The organism is Micromonospora sp. LHW51205, assembly GCF_003315815.1.
Lineage (GTDB): Bacteria > Actinomycetota > Actinomycetes > Mycobacteriales > Micromonosporaceae > Micromonospora > Micromonospora chalcea.
Window position 1 is genome coordinate 1574617 of sequence record NZ_QMEZ01000001.1, and the last position, 26108, is coordinate 1600724.

23 protein-coding genes are annotated in these 26108 nt (G+C 73.2%); 13 read left to right on the top strand and 10 right to left on the bottom strand.

What is annotated here, in order from left to right:
- From DQE82_RS07485 to DQE82_RS07505, 5 genes are all read right to left on the bottom strand, one after another.
- Positions 1–639, bottom strand: coding sequence for a DUF4178 domain-containing protein (locus DQE82_RS07485; protein WP_043330769.1), 639 nt, complete (start codon positions 637–639; stop codon positions 1–3).
- 85 nt (positions 640–724) lie between these two features.
- Positions 725–1099, bottom strand: coding sequence for a hypothetical protein (locus DQE82_RS07490; protein ID WP_113972281.1), 375 nt, complete (start codon positions 1097–1099; stop codon positions 725–727).
- A 164-nt stretch (positions 1100–1263) separates the two neighbouring features.
- Positions 1264–3855: an ATP-dependent chaperone ClpB gene (clpB, locus tag DQE82_RS07495; protein ID WP_064447961.1), complete on the bottom strand. Its 2592-nt coding sequence runs from the start codon at positions 3853–3855 to the stop codon at positions 1264–1266.
- A 159-nt stretch (positions 3856–4014) separates the two neighbouring features.
- The gene (locus DQE82_RS07500; protein WP_113972282.1) at positions 4015–4269 is read right to left on the bottom strand and encodes a hypothetical protein; all 255 of its coding nucleotides are present in this window, start codon (positions 4267–4269) and stop codon (positions 4015–4017) included.
- A complete protein-coding gene (locus DQE82_RS07505; protein ID WP_113972283.1) occupies positions 4266–4583 on the bottom strand; it encodes a DivIVA domain-containing protein in 318 nt (105 codons plus the stop codon). The genes DQE82_RS07500 and DQE82_RS07505 overlap by 4 nt, the downstream gene beginning before the upstream one ends.
- A gap of 205 nt (positions 4584–4788) precedes the next feature.
- Here DQE82_RS07505 and DQE82_RS07510 point away from each other — a divergent pair, with 205 nt between their 5' ends.
- From DQE82_RS07510 to DQE82_RS07525, 4 genes are all read left to right on the top strand, one after another.
- The gene (locus DQE82_RS07510; RefSeq protein ID WP_030500544.1) at positions 4789–5007 is read left to right on the top strand and encodes a winged helix-turn-helix domain-containing protein; all 219 of its coding nucleotides are present in this window, start codon (positions 4789–4791) and stop codon (positions 5005–5007) included.
- Positions 5008–5079: 72 nt separating this feature from the next.
- Positions 5080–5580 (top strand): cation:proton antiporter regulatory subunit, encoded by a 501-nt coding sequence (locus tag DQE82_RS07515; RefSeq protein WP_064447962.1) that lies wholly within the window; start codon positions 5080–5082, stop codon positions 5578–5580.
- Positions 5581–5585: 5 nt separating this feature from the next.
- Positions 5586–6803, top strand: a complete 1218-nt coding sequence (locus DQE82_RS07520) for a cation:proton antiporter (RefSeq protein ID WP_043327579.1) — start codon at positions 5586–5588, stop codon at positions 6801–6803.
- Positions 6804–6967: 164 nt separating this feature from the next.
- Positions 6968–7396, top strand: a complete 429-nt coding sequence (locus DQE82_RS07525) for a hypothetical protein (RefSeq protein WP_030500541.1) — start codon at positions 6968–6970, stop codon at positions 7394–7396.
- 70 nt (positions 7397–7466) lie between these two features.
- Here the strand turns inward: DQE82_RS07525 and DQE82_RS07530 are convergent, their stop codons facing one another.
- The 5 genes from DQE82_RS07530 to dnaK all read right to left on the bottom strand — a co-directional run bounded on the left by DQE82_RS07530 (position 7467) and on the right by dnaK (position 12240).
- Complete coding sequence (locus DQE82_RS07530; RefSeq protein WP_043327580.1) at positions 7467–7673, bottom strand: hypothetical protein; 207 nt, start codon at positions 7671–7673, stop codon at positions 7467–7469.
- Between the two features lie 186 nt (positions 7674–7859).
- The gene (locus DQE82_RS07535; RefSeq protein WP_030500539.1) at positions 7860–8300 is read right to left on the bottom strand and encodes a heat shock protein transcriptional repressor HspR; all 441 of its coding nucleotides are present in this window, start codon (positions 8298–8300) and stop codon (positions 7860–7862) included.
- 24 nt (positions 8301–8324) lie between these two features.
- Entirely contained in the window at positions 8325–9506 is a 1182-nt protein-coding gene (gene dnaJ / locus DQE82_RS07540; protein WP_113972284.1) for a molecular chaperone DnaJ, read from the bottom strand.
- Between the two features lie 79 nt (positions 9507–9585).
- Positions 9586–10320 carry a nucleotide exchange factor GrpE gene (gene grpE / locus DQE82_RS07545; protein ID WP_043327582.1) on the bottom strand — a complete coding sequence of 245 codons (735 nt, stop codon included), beginning with the start codon at positions 10318–10320 and terminating at the stop codon, positions 9586–9588.
- Between the two features lie 48 nt (positions 10321–10368).
- Complete coding sequence (gene dnaK, locus DQE82_RS07550) at positions 10369–12240, bottom strand: molecular chaperone DnaK (protein WP_043327583.1); 1872 nt, start codon at positions 12238–12240, stop codon at positions 10369–10371.
- Between the two features lie 211 nt (positions 12241–12451).
- On the opposite strand from dnaK, the gene DQE82_RS07555 reads away from it, so the two are divergent.
- The 9 genes from DQE82_RS07555 (at position 12452) to DQE82_RS07590 (ending at position 26040) form a co-directional block, all read left to right on the top strand.
- Positions 12452–14269, top strand: a complete 1818-nt coding sequence (locus DQE82_RS07555; RefSeq protein WP_064447964.1) for an ABC transporter — start codon at positions 12452–12454, stop codon at positions 14267–14269.
- A 17-nt stretch (positions 14270–14286) separates the two neighbouring features.
- On the top strand, positions 14287–15945 hold the full coding sequence (locus DQE82_RS07560; protein WP_113972285.1) for a GTPase: 1659 nt from the start codon (positions 14287–14289) through the stop codon (positions 15943–15945).
- 52 nt (positions 15946–15997) lie between these two features.
- On the top strand, positions 15998–17224 hold the full coding sequence (locus DQE82_RS07565; RefSeq protein WP_113972286.1) for a hypothetical protein: 1227 nt from the start codon (positions 15998–16000) through the stop codon (positions 17222–17224).
- Positions 17225–17859: 635 nt separating this feature from the next.
- Positions 17860–18309 (top strand): hypothetical protein, encoded by a 450-nt coding sequence (locus DQE82_RS07570; RefSeq protein WP_231915604.1) that lies wholly within the window; start codon positions 17860–17862, stop codon positions 18307–18309.
- A 613-nt stretch (positions 18310–18922) separates the two neighbouring features.
- A complete protein-coding gene (pdhA, locus tag DQE82_RS07575) occupies positions 18923–20101 on the top strand; it encodes a pyruvate dehydrogenase (acetyl-transferring) E1 component subunit alpha (RefSeq protein WP_030500531.1) in 1179 nt (392 codons plus the stop codon).
- A complete protein-coding gene (locus tag DQE82_RS07580; RefSeq protein WP_030269708.1) occupies positions 20101–21090 on the top strand; it encodes an alpha-ketoacid dehydrogenase subunit beta in 990 nt (329 codons plus the stop codon). The genes pdhA and DQE82_RS07580 overlap by 1 nt, the downstream gene beginning before the upstream one ends.
- 5 nt (positions 21091–21095) lie before the next feature.
- Positions 21096–22553 carry a dihydrolipoamide acetyltransferase family protein gene (locus DQE82_RS07585; RefSeq protein ID WP_043330772.1) on the top strand — a complete coding sequence of 486 codons (1458 nt, stop codon included), beginning with the start codon at positions 21096–21098 and terminating at the stop codon, positions 22551–22553.
- Between the two features lie 224 nt (positions 22554–22777).
- The gene (locus DQE82_RS30785) at positions 22778–22915 is read left to right on the top strand and encodes a hypothetical protein (protein ID WP_013283356.1); all 138 of its coding nucleotides are present in this window, start codon (positions 22778–22780) and stop codon (positions 22913–22915) included.
- Between the two features lie 347 nt (positions 22916–23262).
- Positions 23263–26040, top strand: coding sequence for a hypothetical protein (locus tag DQE82_RS07590; protein WP_113972287.1), 2778 nt, complete (start codon positions 23263–23265; stop codon positions 26038–26040).
- The last annotated feature ends 68 nt before the right edge of the window (positions 26041–26108 follow it).

Consider the following 26108-nt stretch of genomic DNA (forward strand, 5'->3'; position numbering starts at 1 on the left):
TCAGCGCACCGTTTCCGGGCCGCCCTGCGGGTAGATCATCACCTCGGCGCGGCGCAGCTCCTCACCGAGGTTGACCTCCCAGCCGGCCTCCCCGTACGCCTCGAACGACAGCCGCGCGCCGCCGGGCGCCTGGTAGTCGTAGTAGCGCATGGTGCCGTGCGGATCGAGGCCGGTGCCCTCGGTCGCGGTGTACCGGGCCTGGCCCGACTCGTCCCAGTTGTAGCGGCGGCCGGCGATCTCCAGCGTCGGGGCGCCCGGCGTGACGGTGGCCCCCGGCTCGCTGGTCCAGAGCACCAGCTCCAGGTCCGGGTCGGACTCGACGGAGAGCCAGCGCTTCACCCCGCCCGCGTCGTCGAGCAGGTGCTCCGCCCAGCTCCAGCCACCCTCGACCAGGTGCACCGAGCCTCGCACGGTGTACGGCACCGTACGGATCTCGACGATGTCGCCGGGCTTGAGCGCGCGCGGGTCGCCGCGCAGCGCGTCCGCGTCCCGGTCCCGGAACGGGTCACCCGGCGCCGCCTTCGTCTTCGGGCGGGACTCCGACCGGGATTTCCGTACCGCGATCACGGCGATCACCACACCGGCGACCCCGACGAGGCACCCCAGCGTGGTCACCACGTACGCCAACGAACCGTTCACGACCGCCTCCCCCAACCTGCTAGGCGGGAACGGTAACAACCGCATGCACGCCTTCTGAAGTCCCGTTCGCTGAGTGTGCGGTCAGCTACTGCTCGCCGCCGGCGAGCCGGTCGGCGGCGTATTCACCCAGCGTGGCGCGGCCCATGAGGCAGCCGGAGAACGTGGTGAACTCGCCGTCGTCGTCGCGCAGCCGCGCCCAGGCGTCCCGCCCGGCGGCCGGGTCGACCGCCTCCAGCAACGTGGCCGCGTACGCCCGGCCGGCCGGGGAACCCTTGCGGAGCAGCTTGTCGACCCGCTTGCGGGCCGCCTCCGGGTGCTCCCGCAACCCCTGTTCCAGCCGTCGGTACGCCTCGGTCGCGGGCAGCACCTGCCCCGCCAGTCCCACCCCGCCGAAGGCGAGGGTGTCCGCGCCGTCGAGTTCCCGCGCCGCCTCGTCCAGTTCCCGCTCCCACACACTCATGCCCCACTATGTGCCCACCCCGCCGCCCCCTCCAACCGCAAGGAAGGGCCCCCTTTTAACGCCTCCGGTAGAGGAAGGGCCCCTTGTTAACAACCTCCACGAGCAGGGCGCGGCCGGGAACGGCGAAGGCCCGGCCAGGACGGCCGGGCCTTCGCAGGAGCGGGTCAGGCGGCGGTGACCGCCAGGGACTCCTTCGTGTCGGACAGGTCGACGCGGACCGTGTCGCCGTCGCGGATGTCGCCGGCCAGCAGCGCCTTCGCGAGCTGGTCGCCGATCGCCGACTGCACCAGCCGGCGCAGCGGGCGGGCGCCGTAGATCGGGTCGTACCCATGCTCGGCCAGCCAGGTCCGGGCCGCTTCGGTGATCTCCAGGCCCAGCCGGCGGTCGGCCAGTCGGCGGCGCATCCGGTCGAGCTGGATGTCCACGATCGAACGCAGGTCCTCGCCCTGGAGCGCGGCGAACACCACGATGTCGTCGAGCCGGTTGAGGAACTCCGGCTTGAAGTGCGACCGGACCACCGCGAGCACGCCCTCCCGGCGCTCGTTCTCGGTGAGCGTCAGGTCGCTGATCACCGACGAGCCCAGATTCGAGGTGAGGATCAGGATCGCGTTGCGGAAGTCCACGGTACGGCCCTGACCGTCGGTGAGCCGGCCGTCGTCGAGCACCTGCAGCAGTACGTCGAAGACGTCCGGGTGGGCCTTCTCCACCTCGTCCAGCAGGATCACCGAGTACGGCCTGCGGCGTACCGCCTCGGTGAGCTGGCCGCCCTCCTCGTAGCCGACGTATCCGGGCGGGGCACCGACCAGGCGGGCCACTGAGTGCTTCTCGCCGTACTCGCTCATGTCGATGCGGACCATGGCCCGCTCGTCGTCGAAGAGGAACTCGGCGAGCGCCTTTGCCAGCTCGGTCTTGCCGACGCCGGTCGGTCCGAGGAACAGGAAGCTGCCGGTCGGGCGGTCCGGGTCGGCGACGCCGGCCCGGGCGCGGCGTACCGCGTCGGAGACCGCGCCCACCGCCTCGGCCTGGCCGACGACGCGGGCCCGCAGCGACTCCTCCATCCGGAGCAGCTTGGCGGTCTCGCCTTCGAGCAGCCGGCCGGCGGGGATGCCGGTCCAGGAGGCGACCACCGCGGCGATGTCGTCCGCGCCGACCTCCTCCTTGAGCATCGCGCCGTCGGCCTGGAGCCGGGCCAGTTCCTCCTCGGCCTGCTTCAGCTCGGTCCGCAGCGCCGGGATCCGGCCGTACCGCAGCTCGGCGGCGCGTTCCAGCTCGCCGTCGCGCTCGGCCCGCTCGGCCTCGCCGCCGAGGCGCTCCAGCTCCTCCTTGGCGGTGGAGAGCTTGGTGATGTGGCTCTTCTCGGTCTGCCAGCGCTCGGACAGCGCGGTGAGCTGCTCGCGCTTGTCGGCCAGCTCCTTGCGCAGTCGCTCCAGGCGCTCGGCGGACGCGGCGTCCGGCTCCTTGGCCAGCGCCATCTCCTCGATCTCCAGGCGGCGTACCGCCCGCTCGATCTCGTCCACCTCGACCGGGCGCGAGTCGATCTCCATGCGCAGCCGGGACGCGGACTCGTCCACCAGGTCGATCGCCTTGTCCGGCAGGAACCGGTCGGTGATGTAGCGGTCGGAGAGCGCGGCGGCGGCGACCAGCGCGGCGTCGGTGATGCGTACGCCGTGGTGCACCTCGTAGCGCTCCTTGAGCCCGCGCAGGATGCCGATGGTGTCCTCGATGGTCGGCTCGCCGACCAGCACCGGCTGGAAGCGGCGCTCCAGCGCCGGGTCCTTCTCGATGTGCTCGCGGTACTCGTCGAGCGTCGTCGCGCCGACCATCCGCAGCTCACCGCGCGCCAGCATCGGCTTGAGCATGTTGCCGGCGTCCATCGAGCCCTCGCCCTTGCCGGCGCCGACCACGGTGTGCAGCTCGTCGAGGAACGTGATGACCTGGCCGTCGGAGTTCTTGATCTCCTCCAGCACGGACTTCAGCCGCTCCTCGAACTGGCCGCGGTACGACGCGCCGGCGACCATCGCGCCGAGGTCGAGCGAGACGAGCTTCTTGTCCCGCAGCGACTCCGGCACGTCGCCGGCCACGATCCGCTGGGCCAGGCCCTCCACGATCGCGGTCTTGCCGACGCCCGGCTCGCCGATCAGCACCGGGTTGTTCTTGGTACGCCGGGACAGCACCTGGATCACCCGGCGGATCTCCGAGTCCCGGCCGATCACCGGGTCGATCTTGCCGTCGCGGGCGCTGGCGGTGAGGTCCACGCCGTACTTGGCCAGGGCCTGGTAGGTCTGCTCCGGGTCGGCGGTGGTGACCCGCCGGTCCCCGCCCCGGACGGTCGGGAACGCGGCGACCAGGTTCTCCTCGGTGGCGCCCGAGTTCTTCAGCGCGACCGAGACCGCGCCGCCGACCCGGGCCAGCCCGGCCAGCAGGTGCTCGGTGGAGGTGTACTCGTCGCCCAGCGGCCGCGCGATCTGCTCGGCGGCGCCGATGGCGTTGACGAACTCGCGGGCCAGCGTCGGCTCGGCGATGCTCGACCCACGGGCGGCGGGCAGCGCGTCGACCGAGCGCAGGGCGACGCGGCGCAGCTCGGCGGGGTCGGCCCCGACGGCGCGCAGCAGGCCCGCGGCGGTCGAGCCCTCGGTGTCCAGCAGTGACAGCAGCAGGTGCCAGGGCTCCACGGTGGCGTGACCGCGCTGGTTCGCCAGCGCGACGGCACCGGTGATGGCCTCGCGGCTCTTGGTGGTGAGACGTTCCGTGTTCATGGGCTCCCCCGGATCGGCGTGTCCACTGGACATGACACAACCAGAGTTGAGTCTATTCCGCTCAACTCCACCCCTGTGACCTGAGTCACCCTCCGCCGGCAAGGCCGGGTAGATCTTGGTACGGAACGGCCCTCATAGGGGCCCTTCCGTACCAAGATCTCAGCGACGCGGGAGGCGCGCGAGGCAGGGCGTCTCGTGGTCGGCGCGCAGCACGCAACGCCGGCCGCCGTCCAGCTTGCGGTCGCAGAAAACCCAATGGCGTACGGCCTGGTCGTCCTCCGTCGACACGGTGATCCCGCCCAACTCCACCACCGCGAGGAACGTCAACGACCGGCCGGCCGTGCGACCGAGCATCTTCGCCCGGGCCAGATCGGCCGCGCGCACCGGCAGATGGATCACGTACCGCCCGGTCACGGCCGCCCGGCCAGGTCGCGCATCGAGGGAGCCTGACGGGACTGCCACTCGCGCAACGCGCCCTTGATCCGCGCCGTCTCCTCACGGCTCCGGGCGACTTCGGCGTACGCGGCGGCGAGGTCACCGGCCACGCGGTCGAGGAACGCGGCGACCTCGGCGGGGTCCAGCCCCCGGCGGCGCGTCGCAAAGCGGCGGCCCCGCACCTGCCAGGGCCGGAGCGGAAGGTACGACGCGGAGCGGTACGCGGCGCCCGGCGCGGAGTCGGGCGGGCGCGCGTTCCGCCGCTTCGGACGTATTCGCAGGAGGTTGCGCACGACACTGTCCCTTCTCGCAGAGGACGGGGGTCGGGACGAGCCACGGGGGATGCCCGCCCCGACCCGGGAAAGCTCCAGGTGCCATCCGGGAGCGTTCGTCAGCAACCTACAATCGGTACCAGTCGTAGGTCAACGATCGACCCACAATTGCTTGAGGTTGGAGGTGGGTGCATGGTCGAATGGGCGTGCCATCCGGGGAGTGTGTATGCCCAAGCAGCAGTACCAGGTGCTCGCAGACGAGCTGAAGAGCAAGATCGATTCGGGAGAGTGGCCACCCGGCACCAAGCTGCCGAGCCGTGCCCAGCTCTGCAAGGAATACGGCGTCTCCGACACCGTCGTCGGCAAGGCGATGATGATCCTGCGGGCGACCGGCCTCACCGAGACCCTTGAAGGTGTCGGCGTGTTCGTGGCCGAACGTGCCTAGACGAGTCGCATCGACCAGCCTGTAGTTCGACCCCGGACGCAGCAGGTGCGCGCCCGGAGTAGCCTCACCCGCGTGCGAGTACGTGTCGAACAGACCGCCCTGCCGGGTATCGGCGTACGTCATGACCTGATGACGGAGTCCGGCCGCCGGCTCGGTGTGGTCTCCCACCGCAATGGCCGTCGCGACCTGGTCCTCTACGACCCGGAAGATCCCGACTCCTGTCAGCACGACATCCCCCTGACGGACGACGAGGCGGAGGCGCTCGCCGACATCCTCGGCGCGTCGCTGATGCTGGGTCAGCTCTCCGGGCTGCGCGAGCAGGCCGCCGGGCTGCTGACCGAGCAGATCGCCATTCCGGCCGGCTCGAAGTACGTCGGCAAGCGGCTGGGTGACACCAAGGCCCGGACCCGGACCAGCGCGTCGATCGTCGCCGTGCTGCGTCAGGGCACGGTGAACGTCTCGCCGGATCCCACTTTCCGGTTCGAAGCCGGCGACGTGGTCGTCGTGGTCGGTACCCGCCAGGGGCTCGACGGCGTGACCGCGATCCTCGCCGAGACCGACCCGGACGTCTGACGCGTATGCACGAAACCACAATCCTGCTCATCGAGGTCGGTGCGCTGCTGCTCCTGCTCGGCCTGCTCGGCCGGCTGAGCCGTCGCGTCGGTGTCTCGCCCATCCCGCTCTACCTGCTCGCCGGCCTGGCGTTCGGGCACGGTGGCCTGCTGCCGCTCAACGCCAGCGAGGAGTTCTTCGCCGTCGGCGCCGAGATCGGCGTGATCCTGCTGCTGGTCATGCTCGGCCTGGAGTACAGCGCCAACGAACTGGTGGGCAACCTCCGCTCGGCCGCGCCGGCCGGTCTGATCGACGCGGTGCTCAACGCGCTGCCCGGCTTCGGGTTCGCGCTGCTGCTCGGGTGGGGCTGGGTCGCCGCAGTGGTGCTCGGAGGCGTCACCTGGGTGTCGTCGTCGGGCGTGATCGCCAAGGTGCTCGGCGACCTGGGCCGGGTCGGTAACCGGGAGACGCCGGTGATCCTCTCCGTCCTGGTGATCGAGGACCTGGCGATGGCCCTCTACCTGCCGCTGGTCACCGCGCTGCTCGCCGGGGTCGGCCTGATGAAGGGCGGCATCGCGCTCGCCATCGCGGTGTTCACCGTCGTCGTGGTGCTGGCCGTGGCGATCCGGTACGGCCACCTGATCTCCGCCGCGCTCTCCGCCAAGGACCCGGAGGCGCTCCTGCTCGGGGTGCTCGGCCTGACCCTGCTGGTCGCCGGTATCGCGGCCAAACTCCAGGTCTCCGCCGCTGTCGGCGCGTTCCTGGTCGGCATCGCGTTGTCCGGGCCGGTGGCGCACCACGCCACCGAACTGCTCTCCCCGCTGCGGGATCTCTTCGCCGCTGTCTTCTTCGTGTTCTTCGGGCTGGTCACCAACCCGCTGGACATGCCGCCGGTGCTGCTGCCGGCGCTGGTGCTGGCAGTGGTCACCATGGCGACGAAGGTGGCCACAGGCTACCTGGCCGCCCGCCGGGCGGGGATCGCCGAGCCCGGTCGCTGGCGGGCCGGCCTGGCGCTGACCCCGCGCGGCGAGTTCTCCATCGTCATCGCCGGACTGGCCGTCGCGGCCGCCTACCCGGTGAACCCGAAGCTGGCGGCGCTCGCCACCGCGTACGTGTTGATCACGGTGGTGACCGGGCCGCTGCTCGCCCGGCTGCCCGACACCCAGTGGTTCAAGCAGTGGCTGCGCTCCCGCGCCGCCGCCGCCCGTGCGGCAGCGGCGTTGCCCGCGCCGACCGGGGACTGACCCGCGCCGGGCCGGACCTGCCACAGGCAGATCCGGCCCGGCGTTGTCAAATTGATCCCCGGAAGGTCTACCACTGCTCCGCTCAGCCGCGTTAACGTTTCGGCCCAGCAGCCAGGGTCCGCGGGTGGCCGGTGCCCCCGCCAGCGCAAGCGGAAGGTCGGCCGGTGAGCGTGCAGGAAGATACGTTCCACGGCTTCGCCAATCCGGTCGATCCCTCGCCCGCCGAACTCCGGGCGTGGGCCTATCAACCGGATTCGGTGCCGCTGACCTCGATGCCGCCCGACTGGGACCTGCTGGTCGCCGGTGACCATCTGGTGCAGACGCTGTTCGACCTGGCGATGGACGAGCGCTGCCCGGCCCGGCGGTTCGCGCTGCACTGCCTCTACATCTACGCCGCCGACGGCATCCGGACGAACTTCCGCGCCCATCCCAAACGCCGGTTCCGCAAGCTTGTCGAGCAGGCCGAACGCGCCGGTGACGACCTGATGCGCAACTGGGCGCACAACAGCCGCGTGCTGCTCGCCCGGCCCGACCTGTTCGTCTACCGGGACTGGTGCGAGGGCGGCCTGGTCCGCGAGAACCGCCGCCTCTGACACGTCGCCGGGTTGAACGGCGAACGGGCCGGGATCCCCCGTGGATCCCGGCCCGCACGTCGGCGGATCGTCAGGTCGACCCGCCCTGCTTCTTGCGCCTCTCGTCGTCCCGGGCCCGGTCTACGCCGTGGTCCGTCTGGTCGGCGAAGCGCCCTTCCTTGACCTTGTCGCTGAAGCGTCCCTCGGTGACCCGGTCGAACCGCTCGCGGACGTTCTCGGCCACTTTCTCCAGCCGTTCCTCGGCGCGTTCCGCCACCTTCTTAGCCGGTTCCGCCATGGCTCCCCCTGCCAACTCGGCGTCCGATTTAGGGGTTTTTGCCCTACCGGCGAGCCTAGTCGACAGCGCCCTGCCGCATCCCGCTTTCCCCGACGAGCGCCCCGAACCAGGGACGCACGAGGGCCGGACGTACGAAGGCCGGCGCGGCCCCGGGGGAGCGGGGCGCGCCGGCCTTCCGGTGAAAGGTCAGCGGTCGGGAGCGCGGCGTGGTCGCCAGACGACGAGCGCGGTGGACGTGCGGTTGGTCGGCACGAGGTCGCCGCGGGCAAAGCCACCGAGCGACTCCAGCTCGGCGATCCGCCGGTACGCGGCGTCCAGCTCCGCCTCCAGCCGGGCCACCCGCTGCTGTGCCTCTTCGAGCAGCCGCTCCAGCCCGATGATCCGCTTGACCCCGGCCAGGTTGATCCCGTCGTCCTGGCTGAGCCGCTGCACCTCGCGCAGCAGCACCACGTCCCGGACGCTGTACCGGCGGCCACCGCCGGACGCCCGGCCCGCCTGCACCAGGCCCAGCCGGTCGTACTGGCGCAGCGTCTGGGGGTGCATCCCCGCCATCCGCGCAGCCACCGAGATCATCAACACCTTGGCCTCGTAGGCCGGGTCACCCGAGCCGACGTACTCCTCCGACATGCCCGCTCACCTCCGCTGCCGCCGTCAACTGAATCGACGTACCCGCGCGTCGAGATGTTCCCGCGCGGCGGGCGGAGTCTGCTCCGCGAAGGTCTCCAGCGCCGCCCGCGCCTCGTCCGAGACCTTCGCCGGGACCACCACGTCGAGCGTGACCAGCAGGTCACCGGCGCGGCCGTCCTTGCGTACGACGCCCTTGCCGCGGGCGCGCAGCACCCGCCCGCTGGGCGTACCCGGTGGCACCCGCAGCGTCACCGTCCCGTCCAGGGTCGGCACGCGCAGGTCGGTGCCGAGGACCGCCTCGGCGTACGTGATCGGGACGTTCAGGGTCAGATCGTCCCCGGTACGCCCGAACAGCTCGTCCGGGCGGACCTTCACCTGCACGAACAGGTCGCCGGCCGCGCCGCCCCGCTCACCGGGCTCACCCCGGCCGGCCAGGCGGATCCGCTGCCCGTCGGCCACCCCGGCCGGGAAGCGCACGTTCAGCGTGCGGGTCTTGGTGACACCGCCGGTGCCGTGGCACTCCGGGCACTTCTCCTCGACGATCGTGCCGACGCCCTGGCAGTTGCGGCACGGCTCGGAGAAGCTGAACGACCCCTGGTTGCGGGTGGTCACGCCGGCGCCGTGGCAGACCGGGCAGGCCACCGGCTGGGTACCCGGCTTCGCGCCGTTGCCGTGGCAGGTGTCGCAGACGCCGGGCGCGCGCAGCGTCAGCGGCAGCGTGACGCCGCGTACCGCATCCTCGAAATCGAGCGCCACCTCGGCCTCGACGTCCCGGCCCCGCGCCGGACCGCGCGGACGCGCCGCGCCGCCCCCGCCGCCGGAGAAGATCGAGCTGAACAGGTCGGTGAAACCGCCGCCGCCGAACCGGGTGTCCCCGCCGCCCGCGCCGCCGCCGAACAGGTCGGAGACGTCGAACGGCACGCCGCCCGGCTGGCCCGCGCCGCGGGCGCTGCGGCGGAAGGCGCCCGAGCCGAACAGCGAGCGCATCTCGTCGTACTCGCGTCGCTTCTTCTCGTCGCCCAGCACCGCGTACGCCTCGGAGACGGTCTTGAACCGCTCCTCGGCCCCGGTGTCGCCGGGGTTGTGGTCCGGGTGCGACTCCCGGGCCAGCTTGCGGTACGCCTTCTTGATCTCGTCCGAGGAGGCGGACTTCTCCACGCCCAACGCGGCGTAGTAGTCCTTCTCGATCCAGTCCTTGGAACTCACCGGTCCACCCCCTTCCACGGGTCGAAGCCCGGCCGTCCCGCCCGCCCGGTGGGGGCGGGCGGGACGTCACGGGTCGGCACTACTCCGGGTCCGCGACCGCGACCATGGCGGGCCGCAGCAGCCGCTCGCCGAGCTGGTAACCGCGGCGCATGACCTGTACGCAGGTCGACTCGGTCACGTCGGCGGAGGTCTGGTGCGCCACCGCCTCGTGCCGGGTCGGGTCGAACGGGTCGCCCTTCTCGCCGAACGCGGTCAGGCCGAACTTGCCCAGCGCGGCGGTGAGCTGCTCGGCCACGCTGCCGAACGGGCCCACCAGATCGCCGTGCTCACGGGCCCGGTCCAGGTCGTCCAGGATCGGCAGCAGCGCGCTGAGCACAGTGCCGGTGGCCTGCTCCTGGACCAGGTTGCGGTCCCGGTCGACCCGCTTGCGGTAGTTGGCGTACTCCGCCGTGACCCGCTGGAGGTCGCGGGTGCGCTCCTCCAGGTCGGTGCGGAGCGACTCCAGCTCGGCGCCGAGCGGCGCGGTCGCCTCCGTCTCCCCGCTCGGCTCGGCCGGGGAGTCGACCACCGTCGGCCCGGTGACCTCGGCCTCGCCGCCGATCTCGTCGACCACGACCTCGGCCTCCTCGACCAGCCCTTCGGCGGGCGCGTCGGCAGCGGCGTCCGCCGCCGAGGCGTCGTTCGCCGGCTGCTCGGTCACCTTGCCGAGCTTGCGCTTGTCGCGGATGACGACCCGGGGTTCGTCGCCGGCGTCCTTGCCGGCGCCCGCCGACCCGGTGGCACCCGGGTCGGCCGCGCGTGGCTTGTCCGTCATGCGGTTACCTCATCCCTCTGCCGTGCGAATCGTGTCCGGGACCGGATGTCACTTCTTGTCCTCGTCCACGATCTCCGCGTCGACCACGTCGTCGTCGCCGCCGGCCTTCGGGCCACCGGTCGCGCCCGCGCCCGCGCCGGCGCCCGGCCCGGCCGCGCCACCCGGCGCCGCCTGCTCGCCCTCCTGCTGCTGGGCGTAGAGCAGCGAGCCGGCCTGCTGGGAGACCTGCGCCAGCTTCTCGTGCGCGGACTTGATCTTCTCGATGTCCTGGCCGCCGAGCGCGCTGCGCAGCTCGCCGAGCGCCTCGTTGAGCTGGTCACGGTTCTCGCTGGGCAGCTTGTCGCCGCTCTCGGCGAGGAACTTCTCGGTCTGCCACTGGAGCGCCTCGGCCACGTTGCGGGTCTCGGCCTCCTCGCGGCGGCGCTTGTCCTCGTCGGCGTGCTCCTCGGCGTCCCGGCGCATCCGCTCGATGTCGTCCTTCGGCAGCGAGGAGCCGCCGGTGATCGTCATCTTCTGCTCCTTGCCGGTGCCCAGGTCCTTGGCGTGCACGTTCACGATGCCGTTGGCGTCGATGTCGAACGTGACCTCGATCTGCGGCACGCCGCGCGGGGCCGGCGGGAGGCCGGTCAGCTCGAAGGTGCCGAGCTTCTTGTTGTAGGCCGCGATCTCCCGCTCGCCCTGGAACACCTGGATCAGCACCGACGGCTGGTTGTCGTCGGCCGTGGTGAAGACCTCGGAGCGCTTGGTCGGGATGGTGGTGTTGCGCTCGATGAGCTTGGTGAAGATGCCGCCCTTGGTCTCGATGCCCAGGCTCAGCGGGGTCACGTCGAGCAGCAGGACGTCCTTGACCTCGCCCTTGAGCACACCGGCCTGGAGCGCGGCGCCGACGGCGACGACCTCGTCCGGGTTGACGCCCTTGTTCGGGTCCCGGCCGGTGAGCTGCTTGACCAGGTCGGTGACGGCCGGCATCCGGGTCGAGCCGCCGACCAGGATGACGTGGTCGACGTCGGAGATCTTGATGCCGGCGTCCTTGACGGCCTGCTCGAACGGGCCCTTGCAGCGGTCCAGCAGGTCCTGCGTCATGCGCTGGAACTCGGCGCGGCTGAGCGTCACGTCGAGGTGCAGCGGGCCGGCCGAGCCGGCGGTGATGTACGGCAGGTTGATGTTGCTGGTGGTGGCGGCGGACAGCTCGATCTTGGCCTTCTCGGCCGCCTCCTTGAGCCGCTGCATGGCCATCTTGTCCTGCGAGAGGTCGATGCCGTGCTCACCGCGGAACGTCTTCACCAGGTGGTCGATGATGCGCTGGTCCCAGTCGTCACCGCCGAGCTGGTTGTCACCGCTGGTGGACTTGACCTCCACCACGCCCTCGGCCAGCTCCAGCAGCGACACGTCGAAGGTGCCGCCACCGAGGTCGAAGACCAGGACGGTCTGCTCCTTGGAACCCTTGTCCAGGCCGTACGCCAGGGCGGCCGCGGTCGGCTCGTTCACGATCCGCAGCACGTTGAAGCCGGCGATCTCACCGGCCTCCTTGGTGGCCTGGCGCTGCCCGTCGTTGAAGTAGGCGGGGACGGTGATCACCGCGTCGGTGATCTGCTCGCCCAGGTACGCCTCGGCGTCCCGCTTGAGCTTCATCAGCGTACGGGCCGAGATCTCCTGCGGGGTGTACTTCTTGCCGTCGATGTCGACGGTCCAGTTGGTGCCGATCTCCCGCTTGACCGAGCGGATGGTCCGGTCGGGGTTGGTCACCGCCTGGCGCTTGGCGACCTCACCGACGAGCACCTCGCCGTTGCGGGCGAACGCGACGATCGAGGGAGTCGTACGCGAGCCCTCTGCGTTGGCGATGACGGTGGGCTCACCGCCCTCGAGAACGCTGACGCAGGAGTTCGTCGTGCCGAGGTCGATGCCGACCGCACGTGCCATGTTCGCTTCCTCGCTTCGTAACGGGTGAGCAGGTCAGACGGCCTGCCCGGGAGGGCCGCCCGGAAGCGACCGCACCACAAGTTGAGTGAACTTGACTCAATAGTGCCACGCCATCGCCAATCCGCAAGTCGAGGTTGAGCCGACCCGGCGCAACCCGACCGTTACTACTGTCCGGTTGTCTTACCTTGCGTCGGTCGGGCACGCTTTAGCGGTGACGACGCATGGCGATTCCGCCACCCGTGCCGGCGCGCCCGCCGTCGCAGCCCGCACCGGAGCCACCACCGGCGCCGACCAGCCTGCGCACGCCGCGGAGGGCCTGCCCGCCGCGCTCACCGGCCTGCGGTCGGCGATCGGCGCGGCCCGCTTCCCGCTCGCCCTCCCGTCGGCCGAGCCGGCCCGGCACGCCGCCACGAGCCTCACCGACCAGCTCGACGACTACCTGCTTCCCCGGCTGGCCCGGCTCGACGCCCCGCTGCTGGTGGTGGTCGGCGGCTCCACCGGCGCGGGCAAGTCGACGCTCGTCAACAGCCTGGTCCAGGCACGGGTCAGCGCGGCCGGGGTGCTCCGCCCCACCACCCGCTCCCCGGTGCTGGTGTGCAGCCCGACCGACGCGGCCTGGTTCCGGCAGGGCGAGCTGCTGCCCGGCCTGACCCGGACCACCGAGCCGAGCGAGCAGCCGGGCACCCTGCACCTGGTCACCGCACCGGCGCTGCCGCCCGGCCTGGCCTTCCTCGACGCGCCCGACATCGACTCGGTGGTCGACGCCAACCGGGCGCTCGCCGGGCAACTGCTCGCCGCCGCCGACCTCTGGCTGTTCGTCACCACCGCCGCCCGGTACGCCGACGCCGTCCCCTGGGAGCTGCTGCGCAGCGCCCGCGCCCGGGGCACCGCAGTGGCGATGGTGCTGGACCGGGTCCCCCCGGAGGCCGCCGACGAGGTCGCCGCCCACCTGTCCGAGATGCTCGCCGAGCAGGAGCTGGGCGCCGCGCCGCTGTTCGTGCTGCCGGAGACCTGGGTGGACGGGCAGGGGCTGCTGCCGGACCGGATCACCGCCCCGCTCAGTGACTGGTTCGCCCGGCTCGCCGCCGACGCCGACGCCCGCGCCGCGGTGGTCCGGCAGACGCTCGACGGCGCGCTGGCCGCGCTGCACCCGGTGGTGGAGGCGCTCGCCGAGGCCGCCGACGAGCAGTGCACCGCGGCCGACGCGCTGGACGAACGGGTACGGGCCGCGTACCGGGGCGCCGAGCGGAGCGTCGACCAGGGGCTCCGGGACGGCCGGCTGCTGCGCGGCGAGGTGCTGGCCCGCTGGCAGGAGTTCATCGGCACCGGCGAGTTCTTCCGGGGCCTGGAGGCACGCATCGGCCGGCTGCGGGACCGGGTCGTCGCGGCGGTCACCGGGCGGCCCGCGCCCGCCGCGGAACTGCGTACCGCGATCGAGTCGCAGCTCGTCACGCTGCTGCGCGGCGTGGCCGCCGAGGCGGCGGAGAACGCGTACACCGGTTGGAAGGCGCACCCGGCCGGCGCGGCGCTGCTGGAGCCGGACCTGGCCCACGCCTCGGCCGACCTGCCGGAGCGGGCCGAGCAGCTGGTCCGCGACTGGCAGCGCGGCGTGCTGGAACTGGTCCGGGTCGAGGGCGGCGACCGGCGGTTCGTGGCCCGCACCGCGGCGTACGCGGTGAACGCCACCGGCCTCGCCGTCATGATCGGCGTGTTCGCCTCCACCGCGTTCATCCCCACCGGGCTGGAGGTCGCCGCCGGCACCGGCACGGCGGTCGCCGGGCAGACCGTGCTCCAGGCGATCTTCGGCGACCAGGCGGTGCGGAACCTGGCACGCAAGGCCCGGATCGACCTGCTCGACCGGACCGGCAAGCTGCTGGCCGAGGAAGCCGAGCGCTTCCTGGCCCGCACCGAGGCCGAACGCCCGGCCGACAACGCCGGCGCGGCGCTGCGCTGGGCCGCCCTGGAGGTCGAGCGGGCCCGGCACCGGAGTGGTCTGTTTCCGAGCCCCGAGCAGGACGGACGCCAGTGAGTAACGTCGTCGGACGGATGCGGGACGCGCTGCGCGGCGAGCAGCGGGTCGACCCGGACGTGCTGATCGAGCGCCTCCAGGCGATCCAGCGGTTCCTTTCCGCGGTGGACGGCGACGTGCCCGACGCTCAACTGGTCGCCGCGCACACGGTGGTCGAGCGGGCCGGTGACCGGCTCGCCCTCTCCGGCCGGCACACGGTGGTCGCGCTGGCCGGCGCTACCGGCAGCGGCAAGTCGAGCCTGTTCAACTCGCTGGCCCGGCTCGACCTCTCCCCGGTCGGGGTGCGCCGGCCGACCACCGGCGTCGCGCACGCCTGCGTGTGGGGTCCGCTGGACGGCGCGGTCCGGCTGCTCGACTGGATCGGCGTGCTGCCCCGGCACCGGTTCGTCCGGGAGAGCCCGCTGGACGCCGACGACGAGTCGACGCTGCACGGCCTCGTCCTGCTCGACCTGCCCGACTTCGACTCGGTGCAGCACGGTCACCGGCTGGAGGTCGACCGCCTGCTGGGCCTGGTCGACCTGGTGGTCTGGGTGGTCGACCCGCAGAAGTACGCCGACCGCGTGATCCACACCAGCTATCTGCGCGAGTTCCACAGGCACAAGGACGTCACGGTCGTGGTGCTCAACCAGGCCGACCGGCTGCACCCGACCGAGCTGCCCAAGGTCCTCGAGGATCTGCGCCGGCTGCTCGACGAGGACGGGCTGGGCGGGGTGCCGCTGCTGCCCACGGTAGCGGTCGACCCGAACGGGCTGAGCGGCCTGCGGGCCGAGCTGGAGCGTACGGTCGCCGAACGGCAGGCCGCCCTGCGCCGGCTCTCCGGCGACGTGGACGCCGTGGTGGCCGATCTCGAACCGCTCGTCGGGCCGGAACCGCCGAGCAGCAAACCCGGCGACGCCTCGGCGCAGGAGCTGAACCGGGCGCTGGCCGGGGCGGCCGGGGTGCCGACTGTGGCGGCGGCAGTCGAGAGGGCGTACCGGCACCGGGCCGTCAGCAACACCGGCTGGCCGCTGCTGCGGAGCTGGCGCAAGCTACGACCCGATCCGCTGCGCCGGCTGCACCTGCCCGGGCGGGACCCGGACGCGCCGGCGGACAGCCTGGTCGCGGCCACCTCCGTACCCGATCCGACAGCCGCGCAGCGCTCGGCGCTGACGCTGGCGATCCGCGCGGTGGCCGACCGGAACGGCGCCGGTCTGCCGGCGCCGTGGCCGGCTGCGGTGACCGCCGCGGCCCGGTCCCGGCAGGCCGACCTGCCGGGCGCGCTCGACCACGCGGTCGCCGCGACCGACCTGGGCATGGACCGCCGGCCGGCCTGGTGGCGGGTGGTCGGCGTGCTCCAGTGGGTGGTCACCCTGGCCGCGCTGGCCGGCCTGGTCTGGCTGCTCCTCGGGTACGCGGTGCGCCTGCTCGGCCTGCCCCCGCTGGAACACCCCACGCTCGGCGTGGTGCCGTGGCCGACGGTCCTGCTGCTCGGTGGCCTGCTGGCCGGGCTACTGATCGCGGCGCTGACCCGGCCGGTGGTCGGGTGGGCGGCCCGCCGGGCCCGGGCGCGGGCCGAGCGACGCCTGCTCACGTCGGTGGGCAGCGTCGGCGAGAAGTACGTGCTGGACCCGGTGTGGGCGGTGCTGACCCGCTACGGCACGGCCCGGGAGGCGCTGCGCGAAGCCGTGCGGCGCTGAACCCGGCGTGCTGACCGGTGTGGGGGCGGCCCGCGCGGCGTAGGGTCGATGCATGGCCACGCCACAGACCCCCTACGACGCGGTTCTGCACGCCGCGCGCGACGTGACGAGGCTCGACTCGGCCCTGGACGCGGAGATGCTCGGCGCCGCGTTGCTGGGCAGCGTCTACGCCGTCGCGGAGCACGACCGGGAACAGGCCGTCCGCGAGTTCGTCACCGGCTTCCTCGCCGCCACGTCCCGGCGGCGCAGCGCCGCCGCGACCACACTGCGCGCCGTCTTCGCCGCCCTGGTGCCCGACGCCGAGGGCGCCGCCCGGGTCCGGCCCGGCGCGTACGCCCCGACGTGGGCCGGCCAGCTCGGCCGGGTGCACGTCACAGGCGCCTGGGCGTACGGCGACGTGTACGGCGACCAGACGTCCTACCTCGCCACGTTCGCGTACGACGACGAGGAACAGGGCGGGCCCGAGCACGCGCTGGTGGCGCTGGTCGACCACAACATCGGCATCACCAAGGACGTCTTCGTCGGCGGCCCGGCGGCCCGGATCGTGGAGCAGGCCCGGGAGATCTGCACCGAGGACGAGTTCACCTGGTTCCGTACCGAGGACCCGGCCCGGATGCACGCCGAGGTGAGCCGCCACCTGGCGGTCACCGACGACCTCGCCGAGCTGCCCGCACAGGGCTCGCTCGCCACCGACCGGGCGCTCGTGGGCGCACGGCTGGCCGCGCTGCCCGGGCCGACCCCGCCGGCCGGTCCGGCGGTCGTGCCGCCGCCCACCGACGAGGAGCGCACCCGCCTGGTACGCGCATTCCTCGACTCGCCCGAGGCGTCCCGGTTCGGCCTGCCCGAGGTCGCCGACGGCGAGCTGGCCTCGCTGCACTTCTGCCTCGGCCTGCTGCTCGACCACGCGGCCAGCTTCCCGGACGCCGACCCGATGCGGTGGAGCCCGATGGTCGCCGAGCTGTTCCTGCTCGACTGGGTGCACCGCCGGGCCGTGCTGGACATGGACGACGCGGCGATGCTGCCCCGGGTGCTGCGCGCCTGGGCGGCGTACGCGGCCCGGCAGCGCGGGCTGTCGCAGTCGGCGGCCGCCCGGACGGACGAGGCGATCACCGAGATGGTCCCGGAGTTCGCGCGGCTCTACAGCACCGGTGAGCGGCGCAGCCCGGCCACGGCCGCGGTGGCCCAGCTGATGGCGGACGGGGTGGACCCGGACGACCCGGAGGCGCTGAACGCCTGGATCGAGGCGAACCGTCACCGCCTGACCGACGACCCGGCCTAGGCAGTCGCACACGCATGATCGGCACCACCTCGGCGAGGTGGTGGCATCACCCCGGCCAGAACCACACCACTACGCCGTACTGGTGTCGATCATGCGGGCGCCGGCCCTCGGTGGCCCCGCCCCTCGTTGATCCACGCCACCTCGGCGAGGTGGCTGCATCGAGCCGGCCGGAACCACACCAGCACGGCGTAACGGAGTCGATCATGAGGCCTGCCGTCCCCCGACCACCCCACCCCGGCACGAGGGCACACCCCCCAGACCCCTGTTGATCCACACCACCTCGGCGAGGTGGCCGCATCAGACCAGCCGGGACCACACCACTACGCCGAAGTGGTGTCGATCATGAGGCGCGGGACACCGATGGGCGGGCCGGGCCGGAAGGAGCGGACGCGGCGGACGACCCGGCAGGACCCGACGGCCCAGCAGAACCGGACGGATCGGCAGGACCCGACGGCTCGGCGGGACCCGACGGCTCGGCGGGACCCGACGGCCCAGCGGGACCCGACGGCCCAGCGGGACCCGACGGCCCAGCAGAACCGGACGGCTCGGCAGGACCCGACGGATCAGCGGGACCGGACGTACCCGATGGGCCGGACGGGTCGGACGAACCTGCCGAGGGCGTCGGCTCGACGGACGTGGCGGACGGCTCGGGGCTGGGGCTCGGCTCGGGCGTCGGCGTACCCGGGTCGGACGGCGGGTGCGACGGCGACGGTGAGGGCACCGGCGAGGGGTGCGGCGGGCGGACCGGGGTGGGCCGGACCGGCGTGGACGGTGGCGGCGGCGCGGCCACCGGGCGGGACCGGTGGCGGGCGGCGAGGTCGCTGTCGTCGGGCAGGCTCGGCGCGGCGGGGAGGACGGGCCGCGCCGGGGGTACGGAGGTGACGTCGGGGGTGGGCGTGGACGGCACTGCGGGCTGGGTCGCCTGGGGCGGCGGGATCACCACCGGCCCGATCGAGGGTGTCGGCAGGAACGGGGTGCTGGTGTCGGGGAGCGCGCTGTTGCCCACCGTCGCCGATCCGGTGCTGATGGCGGCGAGGATCGGCATCGACGCGGTGCCGGCGAGCAGCGCCACTGTGAGCAGGTAGCCCCGGCTGGGGGCGCCGGCGCCGGGGGCGCGGTGGGCGCCGACGACCCGGCGGTACGGGGAGGCGGGCAGCGCGCGGTGCCGGCCGAGGAAGGGTGAGCCGGGGGGACCCTCTGGTTCGGACACCGGCACACTCCTCACGCGCGAACGGGGACGGGAGAGCATGCGCGGATATTCGGACAAATGCCGCGCAACAGCTCACCGCAAGCTTGACCCAGTGACGCTCAGTTCACCAGTCGCAACCGCGTGTCGACACACATTTTGTACGTCAGCCGATCCCGCCACTGGGGACAAAGACGGCTATCCGTCATGAAGACGATGGAACCTCACCCACCAAGGAGGCCATACTGTGGGCCCGCTCACCTCCTCTGCAATCATTCAGACACGACGGCAACGCAGCCGCCACCTCCGCGTACCCCGCGGCTGGTGCGGAACGGCGCCGGCGCTCCCGGGCCTGGGTCTGTCCCCGACCGACTCCGGCTCACGCCGCGCGGCAACCCCTACCGGGGTCAGGCGCGGTCGCCAGGGACCGACCCGGCATCAGCCGGGCGGGCGCACGAGGTGCTCGGCTCGGGTAACCCCCGGCGCCGGCGCAGACAGACAGGGAGAGACGGATGGCAAAGGGCGACCCCGGGGCCGCCACCCGCAGCAAGCGGGCCGCACCCCGCACCAGGCGCGCCGCCGCGGCCGGTGAACCGGAACTCGTACAGCTGCTCACGCCGGAAGGTGAGCGCATCGAGACCGCGCTCGGCCCGGACGGGACCGAGTACCGCGTCGACTTCACCGACGAGGAGTACCGCGGGCTCTACCGCGACCTCGTGCTGGTCCGCAAGCTGGACGCCGAGGCCACCGCGCTGCAGCGCCAGGGCGAGTTGGGACTGTGGGCCAGCCTGCTGGGCCAGGAGGCGGCGCAGGTCGGCTCCGGCCGGGCGCTGCGTACGCAGGACATGGCGTTCCCGACCTACCGCGAGCACGGCGTGCTCTACTGCCGCGGCATCGACCCGATCATGCCGCTGGGCCTGTTCCGCGGCGTCGACCAGGGCGGCTGGGACCCGAACGAGTTCAAGTTCAACATGTACACGATCGTGATCGGGGCGCAGACCCTGCACGCGACCGGGTACGCCATGGGTGTCGCCATGGACGGCAAGACCGGCGGCGAGGACGGCGAGGCGGTCATCGCCTACTTCGGTGACGGCGCCACCAGCCAGGGCGACGTCAACGAGTCGTTCGTCTGGGCCAGCGTCTTCAACGCCCCGCTGGTGTTCTTCTGCCAGAACAACCAGTACGCCATCTCCGAGCCGCTGGAGCGGCAGACCCGCGTGCCGCTGTACCGGCGGGCCGGCGGGTTCGGCTTCCCCGGCGTCCGGGTGGACGGCAACGACGTGCTCGCGTCGTACGCGGTGACCCGGCACGCGCTGGACAACGCGCGCAACGGCCAGGGCCCGAGCCTGATCGAGGCGTACACCTACCGGATGGGCGCGCACACCACCTCCGACGACCCGACCCGCTACCGCATCGCCAGCGAGGTCGAGGCGTGGCAGGCGAAGGACCCGATCGCCCGGATGAAGGCGTTCCTGACCAAGCAGAAGATCGCCGACGAGTCGTTCTTCACCGAGGTCGACGAGCAGGCCCGCACCGAGTCGGTGCACCTGCGCGAGCGTGTGCTCGCCATGCCCGACCCGCAGCCGGTGAGCATGTTCGACCACGTCTACCCCAACGGCTCTCCCGAGCTGGACGAGCAGCGGGCCCGGTTCACGCAGTACATGGAGTCCTTCGAGGGGAGCGCGCACTGATGGCCACGGAGACGCTCACCCTCGGCAAGGCACTGAACACCGGCCTGCGGCGGGCCCTGGAGAACGACCCGAAGGTCGTCATCATGGGCGAGGACGTCGGCAAGCTCGGCGGCGTGTTCCGGATCACCGACGGCCTCCAGAAGGACTTCGGCGACCAGCGCGTCATCGACACCCCGCTGGCCGAGTCCGGCATCATCGGCACCGCTGTCGGCCTGGCCATCCGCGGTTTCCGTCCGGTCTGCGAGATCCAGTTCGACGGCTTCGTCTACCCCGCGTACGACCAGATCGTGTCGCAGGTGGCGAAGATGCACTACCGCTCGCAGGGCAAGGTGCGGATCCCGATGGTCATCCGCATCCCGTTCGGCGGCGGCATCGGCGCGGTCGAGCACCACTCCGAGTCGCCCGAGGCGTACTTCGCGCACACCGCCGGTCTCAAGGTGGTGAGCTGCGCGAACCCGCAGGACGCGTACGTGATGATCCAGCAGGCGATCGCGTCGGACGACCCGATCGTGTTCCTGGAGCCGAAGCGGCGCTACTGGGAGAAGGGTCCGGTGGACCTGGACGCGCCGATCGCCGACGCGTACCCCCTGCACTCGGCCCGGGTCGCGCGGCCCGGCACGGACGCGACGGTCCTGGCGTACGGCCCGATGGTGCGCACCGCGCTCGACGCGGCCACCGCCGCCGCCGAGGACGGCCGCGAGCTGGAGGTCATCGATCTGCGCACGATCTCGCCGCTGGACCTGACCGCGGCGTACGAGTCGGTGCGGCGCACCGGCCGCTGCGTGGTCGTGCACGAGGCCCCGGGCAACCTGGGTCTCGGGTCGGAGATCGCGGCCCGGATCACCGAGGAGTGCTTCTACTCCCTGGAGTCCCCGGTGCTGCGGGTGACCGGCTTCGACACCCCCTACCCGGCCGCCCGGGTGGAGGAGGAGTACCTGCCCGACCTGGACCGGGTGCTCGACGCCGTCGACCGCACGTTCGGCTGGTGAGCGGCATGTCCCGGATCAAGGAGTTCAACCTTCCCGACCTGGGCGAGGGCCTGACCGAGGGCGAGATCCTCGCCTGGCTGGTCAAGGTCGGCGACGACATCGAGCTGAACCAGCCGATCGTCGAGGTGGAGACCGCGAAGGCGGCGGTCGAGATCCCGGCGAAGTGGGCCGGCCGGGTGCAGGCGATCTTCCACCCGGAGGGGTCCACTGTCGAGGTCGGCGTGCCGATCATCGCGATCGACACCGACCCGGGCGCCGGGCCGATCGAGGAGTCGACGACCGCGACCCCCGCGTCGGACCTGCCCGCTCCGTCTGCAGCGTCGCTCGCCGCGGTCCAGGTCGCGCCCGCCGAGGGCATGGTCGAGCCGGGCCTGATCGGTGGTGTGGCCCCGGGTGGGCGTACCGCCGTGCTGGTCGGCTACGGCCCGCGCAACGCCCCGGCCAAGCGCCGCCCGCGCAAGGGTGACGCGCCGGCACCGGCTCAGGCCGCCGCCCCGGTGGCGCCCGCGCCTGTCGCGCCCGCCCCGCCCGCTCCCGCCCCGGCGGTCAACGGCAACGGCCGGGTCTCCGGTCCGGTGCTGGCCAAGCCGCCGGTCCGCAAGCTGGCGAAGGACCTCGGCATCGACCTGGCCACGCTGACCGGCTCGGGTCCGCTCGGCTCGATCACCCGTGAGGACGTACAGCGGGCGGCGACCGCGACCCCGGCGGCGGCCGAGCCGCTGACGGTCACGACGCCGGCCGCGTCGGCCGCGAGCTTCGGCGCGGACCGCGAGCAGCGCATCCCGGTCAAGGGGGTACGCAAGCTCACCGCGGAGAACATGGCCCGCTCGGCGTTCACCGCCCCGCACGTGACGGAGTTCCTGACCGTCGACGTGACCCGGGCGATGAAGGCGCTGGACCGGCTGCGTGACCGGCGGGAGTGGCGCGACGTGCGGGTCTCGCCGCTGCTGCTGGTCGCCAAGGCGGTGCTGCTGGCGGTCAAGCGGCACCCGATGGTCAACTCGACCTGGGCCGGCGACGAGATCGTGGTGAAGGAGTACGTCAACCTCGGCATCGCGGCGGCCACCGAGCGCGGCCTGATCGTGCCGAACATCAAGGACGCCGGGCGGCTCTCGCTGCGCGAGCTGGCGGACGCGATGACGGACCTGGTGCAGACCGCGAAGTCGGGGAGGACGTCCCCGGCGGACATGTCCGGCGGCACGTTCACCATCACCAACGTCGGCGTCTTCGGCGTCGACACCGGTACGCCGATCCTGCCCCCGGGCGAGTCGGCGATCCTCGCCTTCGGCGCGGTACGGGAGCAGCCGTGGGTGCACAAGGGCAAGGTGAAGCCGCGCCTGGTGACCACGCTCGGCCTCTCCTTCGACCACCGCATCATCGACGGTGAGCTGGGCTCGAAGTTCCTCCGCGACATCGGGGACTTCCTGGCCGACCCGGAGGCGGCGCTGCTCGCCTGGACCTGACGCACCACCGCTCCGGTCACGGCCGGTGTGCCACGGGTGAACGCCCGGCACACCGGCCGTAACCGTTTCGGGAACGGAATCATAGGATCTGAGGGCAGGCTGACCTACGATCCTTAGGTACGTGGTTCAGCTCACCTAATAATCGATGGCGATGGGCGGCCTGGTGCGCTTAAATAGAGACATCAAGGGGCTGACAACCGAATAGCCAGGAGGAGAGACCCAAGATGAGCATGATCGAGCGAATCCGCACCCGCCGCGACGCCAACCGCCGCGCCCGCGCCATCGAGCACGCGCTGCGTTCCGCGAACTCGCCCGCGGTCCGCGAGGAGCTTCTCGCCATCGCCCAGCGTCACATGAGCTGACGCCACAGACCTTTCTCACCTCCTCCAGTCCGAAGACCCGCCCGACACCGGGCGGGTCTTCGGCGTATCGGCATCGGTCGGCACCGGGATTCCACCTCGCCGCACCGCCCGGTACGGTTGGCACGGTCGCCAACCGGTGGTTCCGGGCCGACGCGGGCAAGTGAAACCCATCGACGTCGTCCGGTGACTTTCGGTGACGGCCGATGCTCCCCCGGGCGGCTCCGGGCAACCACCGGATACGGTGCGGGGAGCCCGCACGGCCGGTACCCGCCGGCGACGCCGGCAGCCATGCCGACGGTTCCCCGGACCGGCATCGGCGGCCGACCTGTGATGGAGGAGGCGCACCCATGACGTCCGAGGCTCCGCACCGCCCCGGCCAGGAGCCGGGCGAGGTGTCGCCGGGCACCGGCGGACCGGTGCCGTACGGCGATCAGCCGGCGCAGCAGGACAACGGGTACAACGGAGCGCCCGACCTCGGCTGGGCGCCGCCCCCGCCGGCCGGTCGGCCCGCGCAGCCGGCCCCGGCCTGGGCCGCTAACGACGAACAGCCCCCCGCCTGGGCCCCGCCCGCGGGCCAGCCGGTGACCGGCCGGGCCACCGCCCAGGTCCCACCGCCCGCCGACCGTGGGCAGCAGCCCGCCTGGGGCGGCACCGACCAGGGCGCCCCCGCCTGGGCCGGTCCCGCCCAGGGCAGTCCCGTGTGGGGCGCTCAGGAGCAGCCCGGCCCGGACCGCGCCGCCGACCCGGCGCCGCCCGCGTGGGCCGCCACGCCGCCGGGCAGCCCGGTCGAGCCGACGGCGCCGGCCTGGGCCGCCGAGCAGAACCGCCAGGGGTGGGGCTCCGGTGAGCAGCCGGCCCGGTCGCCGTCCGGCGACCCGGCCGCCCGCAGCACCGGTTACGTCCCCGCCCCGGCCACCGTGCCGAACGAGACCTGGGTCACGCCCGCCCCGCCGGACGACCCGCACCGCTCCGGCGGCTTCGCGCCCACCGGTGGGCAGCACGACGACGCCCCGGGACACGCCGGTGGCTGGTCCACCGCCGCGCCGCCGGACGATCCGAACCGCTCCGGCGGCTGGAACCCGCGCGACGAGCAGCCCGCCGCGGCCGACGACCCCGGCCGCTCCGGCGGCTGGACGCCGCGTGAGAGCCAGCCGGCCTGGGCACCTCCGGGTCAGCAGACCGGCGCCACCTGGCCGCCGGCCGACCCGCCCGCCCGTGCCGCCGCCGCGGTCTCGGTGCCCGGCGTCACCCGGCCGGACAACGCGTGGTCCACTCCGGAGCAGTCCGATCAGGACAACCGCTCCGCCGCTGGCGAGGACGACTCGCACCGCTCCGGCGGCTGGCGTCCGACCGGTGGACAGCACGACGGCGGATGGCCCGCCCCGCAGGCCGAGAACCGGCCGGGTGGCTGGGACGAGCCCGCCCGCCCCGACGACCCGGACCGCTCCGGCGGCTGGGCCGCGGGCCGCGCCGCCGGCCCCGCCGAGGCGGCACAGCCGGGCGGCTGGGGTGAGCCGGACCAGGGCCGGCAGCCCGGTGGCTGGGGCGCCCCCGCCGCACCGCAGCAGCGTGACTCCGAGGAGCAGGCCGGCGCCTGGAGCGGCGCCGCGTCCGTGCCGCAGCAGCAGGAGAGCGGCCGGTCGGCCGAGGAGCCGGCACAGCCCAGTTGGGGTGCCGCCGCACCGGTCGATACTCCGGCGGCCCGCGCGAGCGTCTCCGTACCGGCGCCCGACGCCGGCTGGGGCGGCAACCAGAACGACCGCCCGGCCGTACCGGCCGCCGAGCCGTGGTCGCCCGCCGAGGCGTGGGGCCGCTCCGAGGACTCCGCCCCGGCGTACCAGCCCGCTCCCGCGCCGGGCATCTCGCCCGGCAACGCGGTGCCACTGCCGGCACAGCAGCAGCGCGTGCCCGGAGCCGCGCTCGCCGCGTCGCCGCCCGCCGACCAGCCGCCCGCGCCGGCCGAACCCCAGGGGTACGAGCCGGAGCGCGGTGACGGCGCGTGGGGCGAGTCGCAGTCGGCCTCCGTGCCCGGCCCGCGTACCTCTCCGGAGGGCGGCCCGGTCTCGGCCAGCGCGTCGGTCCCGGTGACCAGCCGGGTCACCCCGCCGTCCGACCAGCCCCTGCCGACCGGCACCCCGGCGCCGCAGCCCCGGGTGTACGGCCGGCCCGCCCGCCCGGAGCCCGAGGACACGCCCGAGCAGGACGGTCACGGCTTCCCCGAGCAGGACGGGCCCTCCGGATTCGGCCCGGACAACGGCTTCCCCGGCCCGCAGTCCCGGACCGAGGACGCCGACGGGCCGCACGGGTACGCCGCCGTGCCGCCGTCCTCGCCGGCCGCGCCGCCGCCGTTCCCGGCCGGTGTGCCGTCCTTCATGGACCCGCCCGCCAACACCCGCCCCGCCAACGGGGTGCACCCGGGCGGCGAGCAGCCCGGCGCGGTCCGGGACCCGTTCGACGGCCCGCAGAGCCCCTACGGCACCCCGGGCGGCAGCCAGGACCCGTTCGGCCCGCCCGGCGGCCATCAGGACCCGTTCGGTGGCCCTCAGGGCGGCCGCCAGGATGCGTTCGGCAGCCCGGCCGGCCGGCCCGAGCCGTTCGGCGGCCAGCCGGACCAGTTCGGCCCGCCGGCCGGTGGGCGCGCCTCCGTCGCGGTGCCCGGCCAGGGCCGGCCGGGCGAGACGAGCCCCTTCCCGGCACAGCAGGCCCCGCCGGCCTGGTCGCAGGACGCGCCGTCCGGTGAGCCGGAGCAGGGCCGGTTCGACGCGTTCAAGCCGGACGCCGCCGAGCCGCAGACCGAGGCGCCCCCGCCGAAGGTACGCAACGGACGGGTGCTCGCCGCCGTACTGATCGCGGCGGTGCTCATCCTCGCCGTACCGCTCGGTCTGCTCACGCTGCTCGGCAAGGTCGGCGACGACAAACCGGCGGGCTTCGACCCGGCGGTCGGTTCCTGCGTCAAGCAGTCCGGCGAGACCGCCGTTCCCGCCGACTGCGGTGAGCAGGGCGCGTTCAGCGTGGTGTCGAAGGTGGACAACAAGGACAAGTGCGCCGATCTGACGCAGCCCACCGTCTCCGTCGAGAACGGCGGGACCACCCGGGTGCTCTGCCTGAAGCCGGCCGGCCAGTAACCACACGTACGCGGAGCGTCCACCCCTCACCGGGTGGGCGCTCCGCGCCGTTCCGGTGTGCCTCTGTT

What these genes read in the sequence shown, in the direction of transcription:
- DQE82_RS07490 (WP_113972281.1), bottom strand. Translation starts at nt 1,099, where the DNA reads ATGAGTGTGTGGGAGCGGGAACTGGACGAGGCGGCGCGGGAACTCGAC.
- clpB (WP_064447961.1), bottom strand. Translation starts at nt 3,855, where the DNA reads ATGAACACGGAACGTCTCACCACCAAGAGCCGCGAGGCCATCACCGGT.
- DQE82_RS07510 (WP_030500544.1), top strand. Translation starts at nt 4,789, where the DNA reads ATGCCCAAGCAGCAGTACCAGGTGCTCGCAGACGAGCTGAAGAGCAAG.
- DQE82_RS07520 (WP_043327579.1), top strand. Translation starts at nt 5,586, where the DNA reads ATGCACGAAACCACAATCCTGCTCATCGAGGTCGGTGCGCTGCTGCTC.
- DQE82_RS07530 (WP_043327580.1), bottom strand. Translation starts at nt 7,673, where the DNA reads ATGGCGGAACCGGCTAAGAAGGTGGCGGAACGCGCCGAGGAACGGCTG.
- DQE82_RS07535 (WP_030500539.1), bottom strand. Translation starts at nt 8,300, where the DNA reads ATGTCGGAGGAGTACGTCGGCTCGGGTGACCCGGCCTACGAGGCCAAG.
- grpE (WP_043327582.1), bottom strand. Translation starts at nt 10,320, where the DNA reads ATGACGGACAAGCCACGCGCGGCCGACCCGGGTGCCACCGGGTCGGCG.
- dnaK (WP_043327583.1), bottom strand. Translation starts at nt 12,240, where the DNA reads ATGGCACGTGCGGTCGGCATCGACCTCGGCACGACGAACTCCTGCGTC.
- DQE82_RS07560 (WP_113972285.1), top strand. Translation starts at nt 14,287, where the DNA reads ATGCGGGACGCGCTGCGCGGCGAGCAGCGGGTCGACCCGGACGTGCTG.
- DQE82_RS07565 (WP_113972286.1), top strand. Translation starts at nt 15,998, where the DNA reads ATGGCCACGCCACAGACCCCCTACGACGCGGTTCTGCACGCCGCGCGC.
- pdhA (WP_030500531.1), top strand. Translation starts at nt 18,923, where the DNA reads ATGGCAAAGGGCGACCCCGGGGCCGCCACCCGCAGCAAGCGGGCCGCA.
- DQE82_RS07580 (WP_030269708.1), top strand. Translation starts at nt 20,101, where the DNA reads ATGGCCACGGAGACGCTCACCCTCGGCAAGGCACTGAACACCGGCCTG.
- DQE82_RS07585 (WP_043330772.1), top strand. Translation starts at nt 21,096, where the DNA reads ATGTCCCGGATCAAGGAGTTCAACCTTCCCGACCTGGGCGAGGGCCTG.
- DQE82_RS30785 (WP_013283356.1), top strand. Translation starts at nt 22,778, where the DNA reads ATGAGCATGATCGAGCGAATCCGCACCCGCCGCGACGCCAACCGCCGC.
- DQE82_RS07590 (WP_113972287.1), top strand. Translation starts at nt 23,263, where the DNA reads ATGACGTCCGAGGCTCCGCACCGCCCCGGCCAGGAGCCGGGCGAGGTG.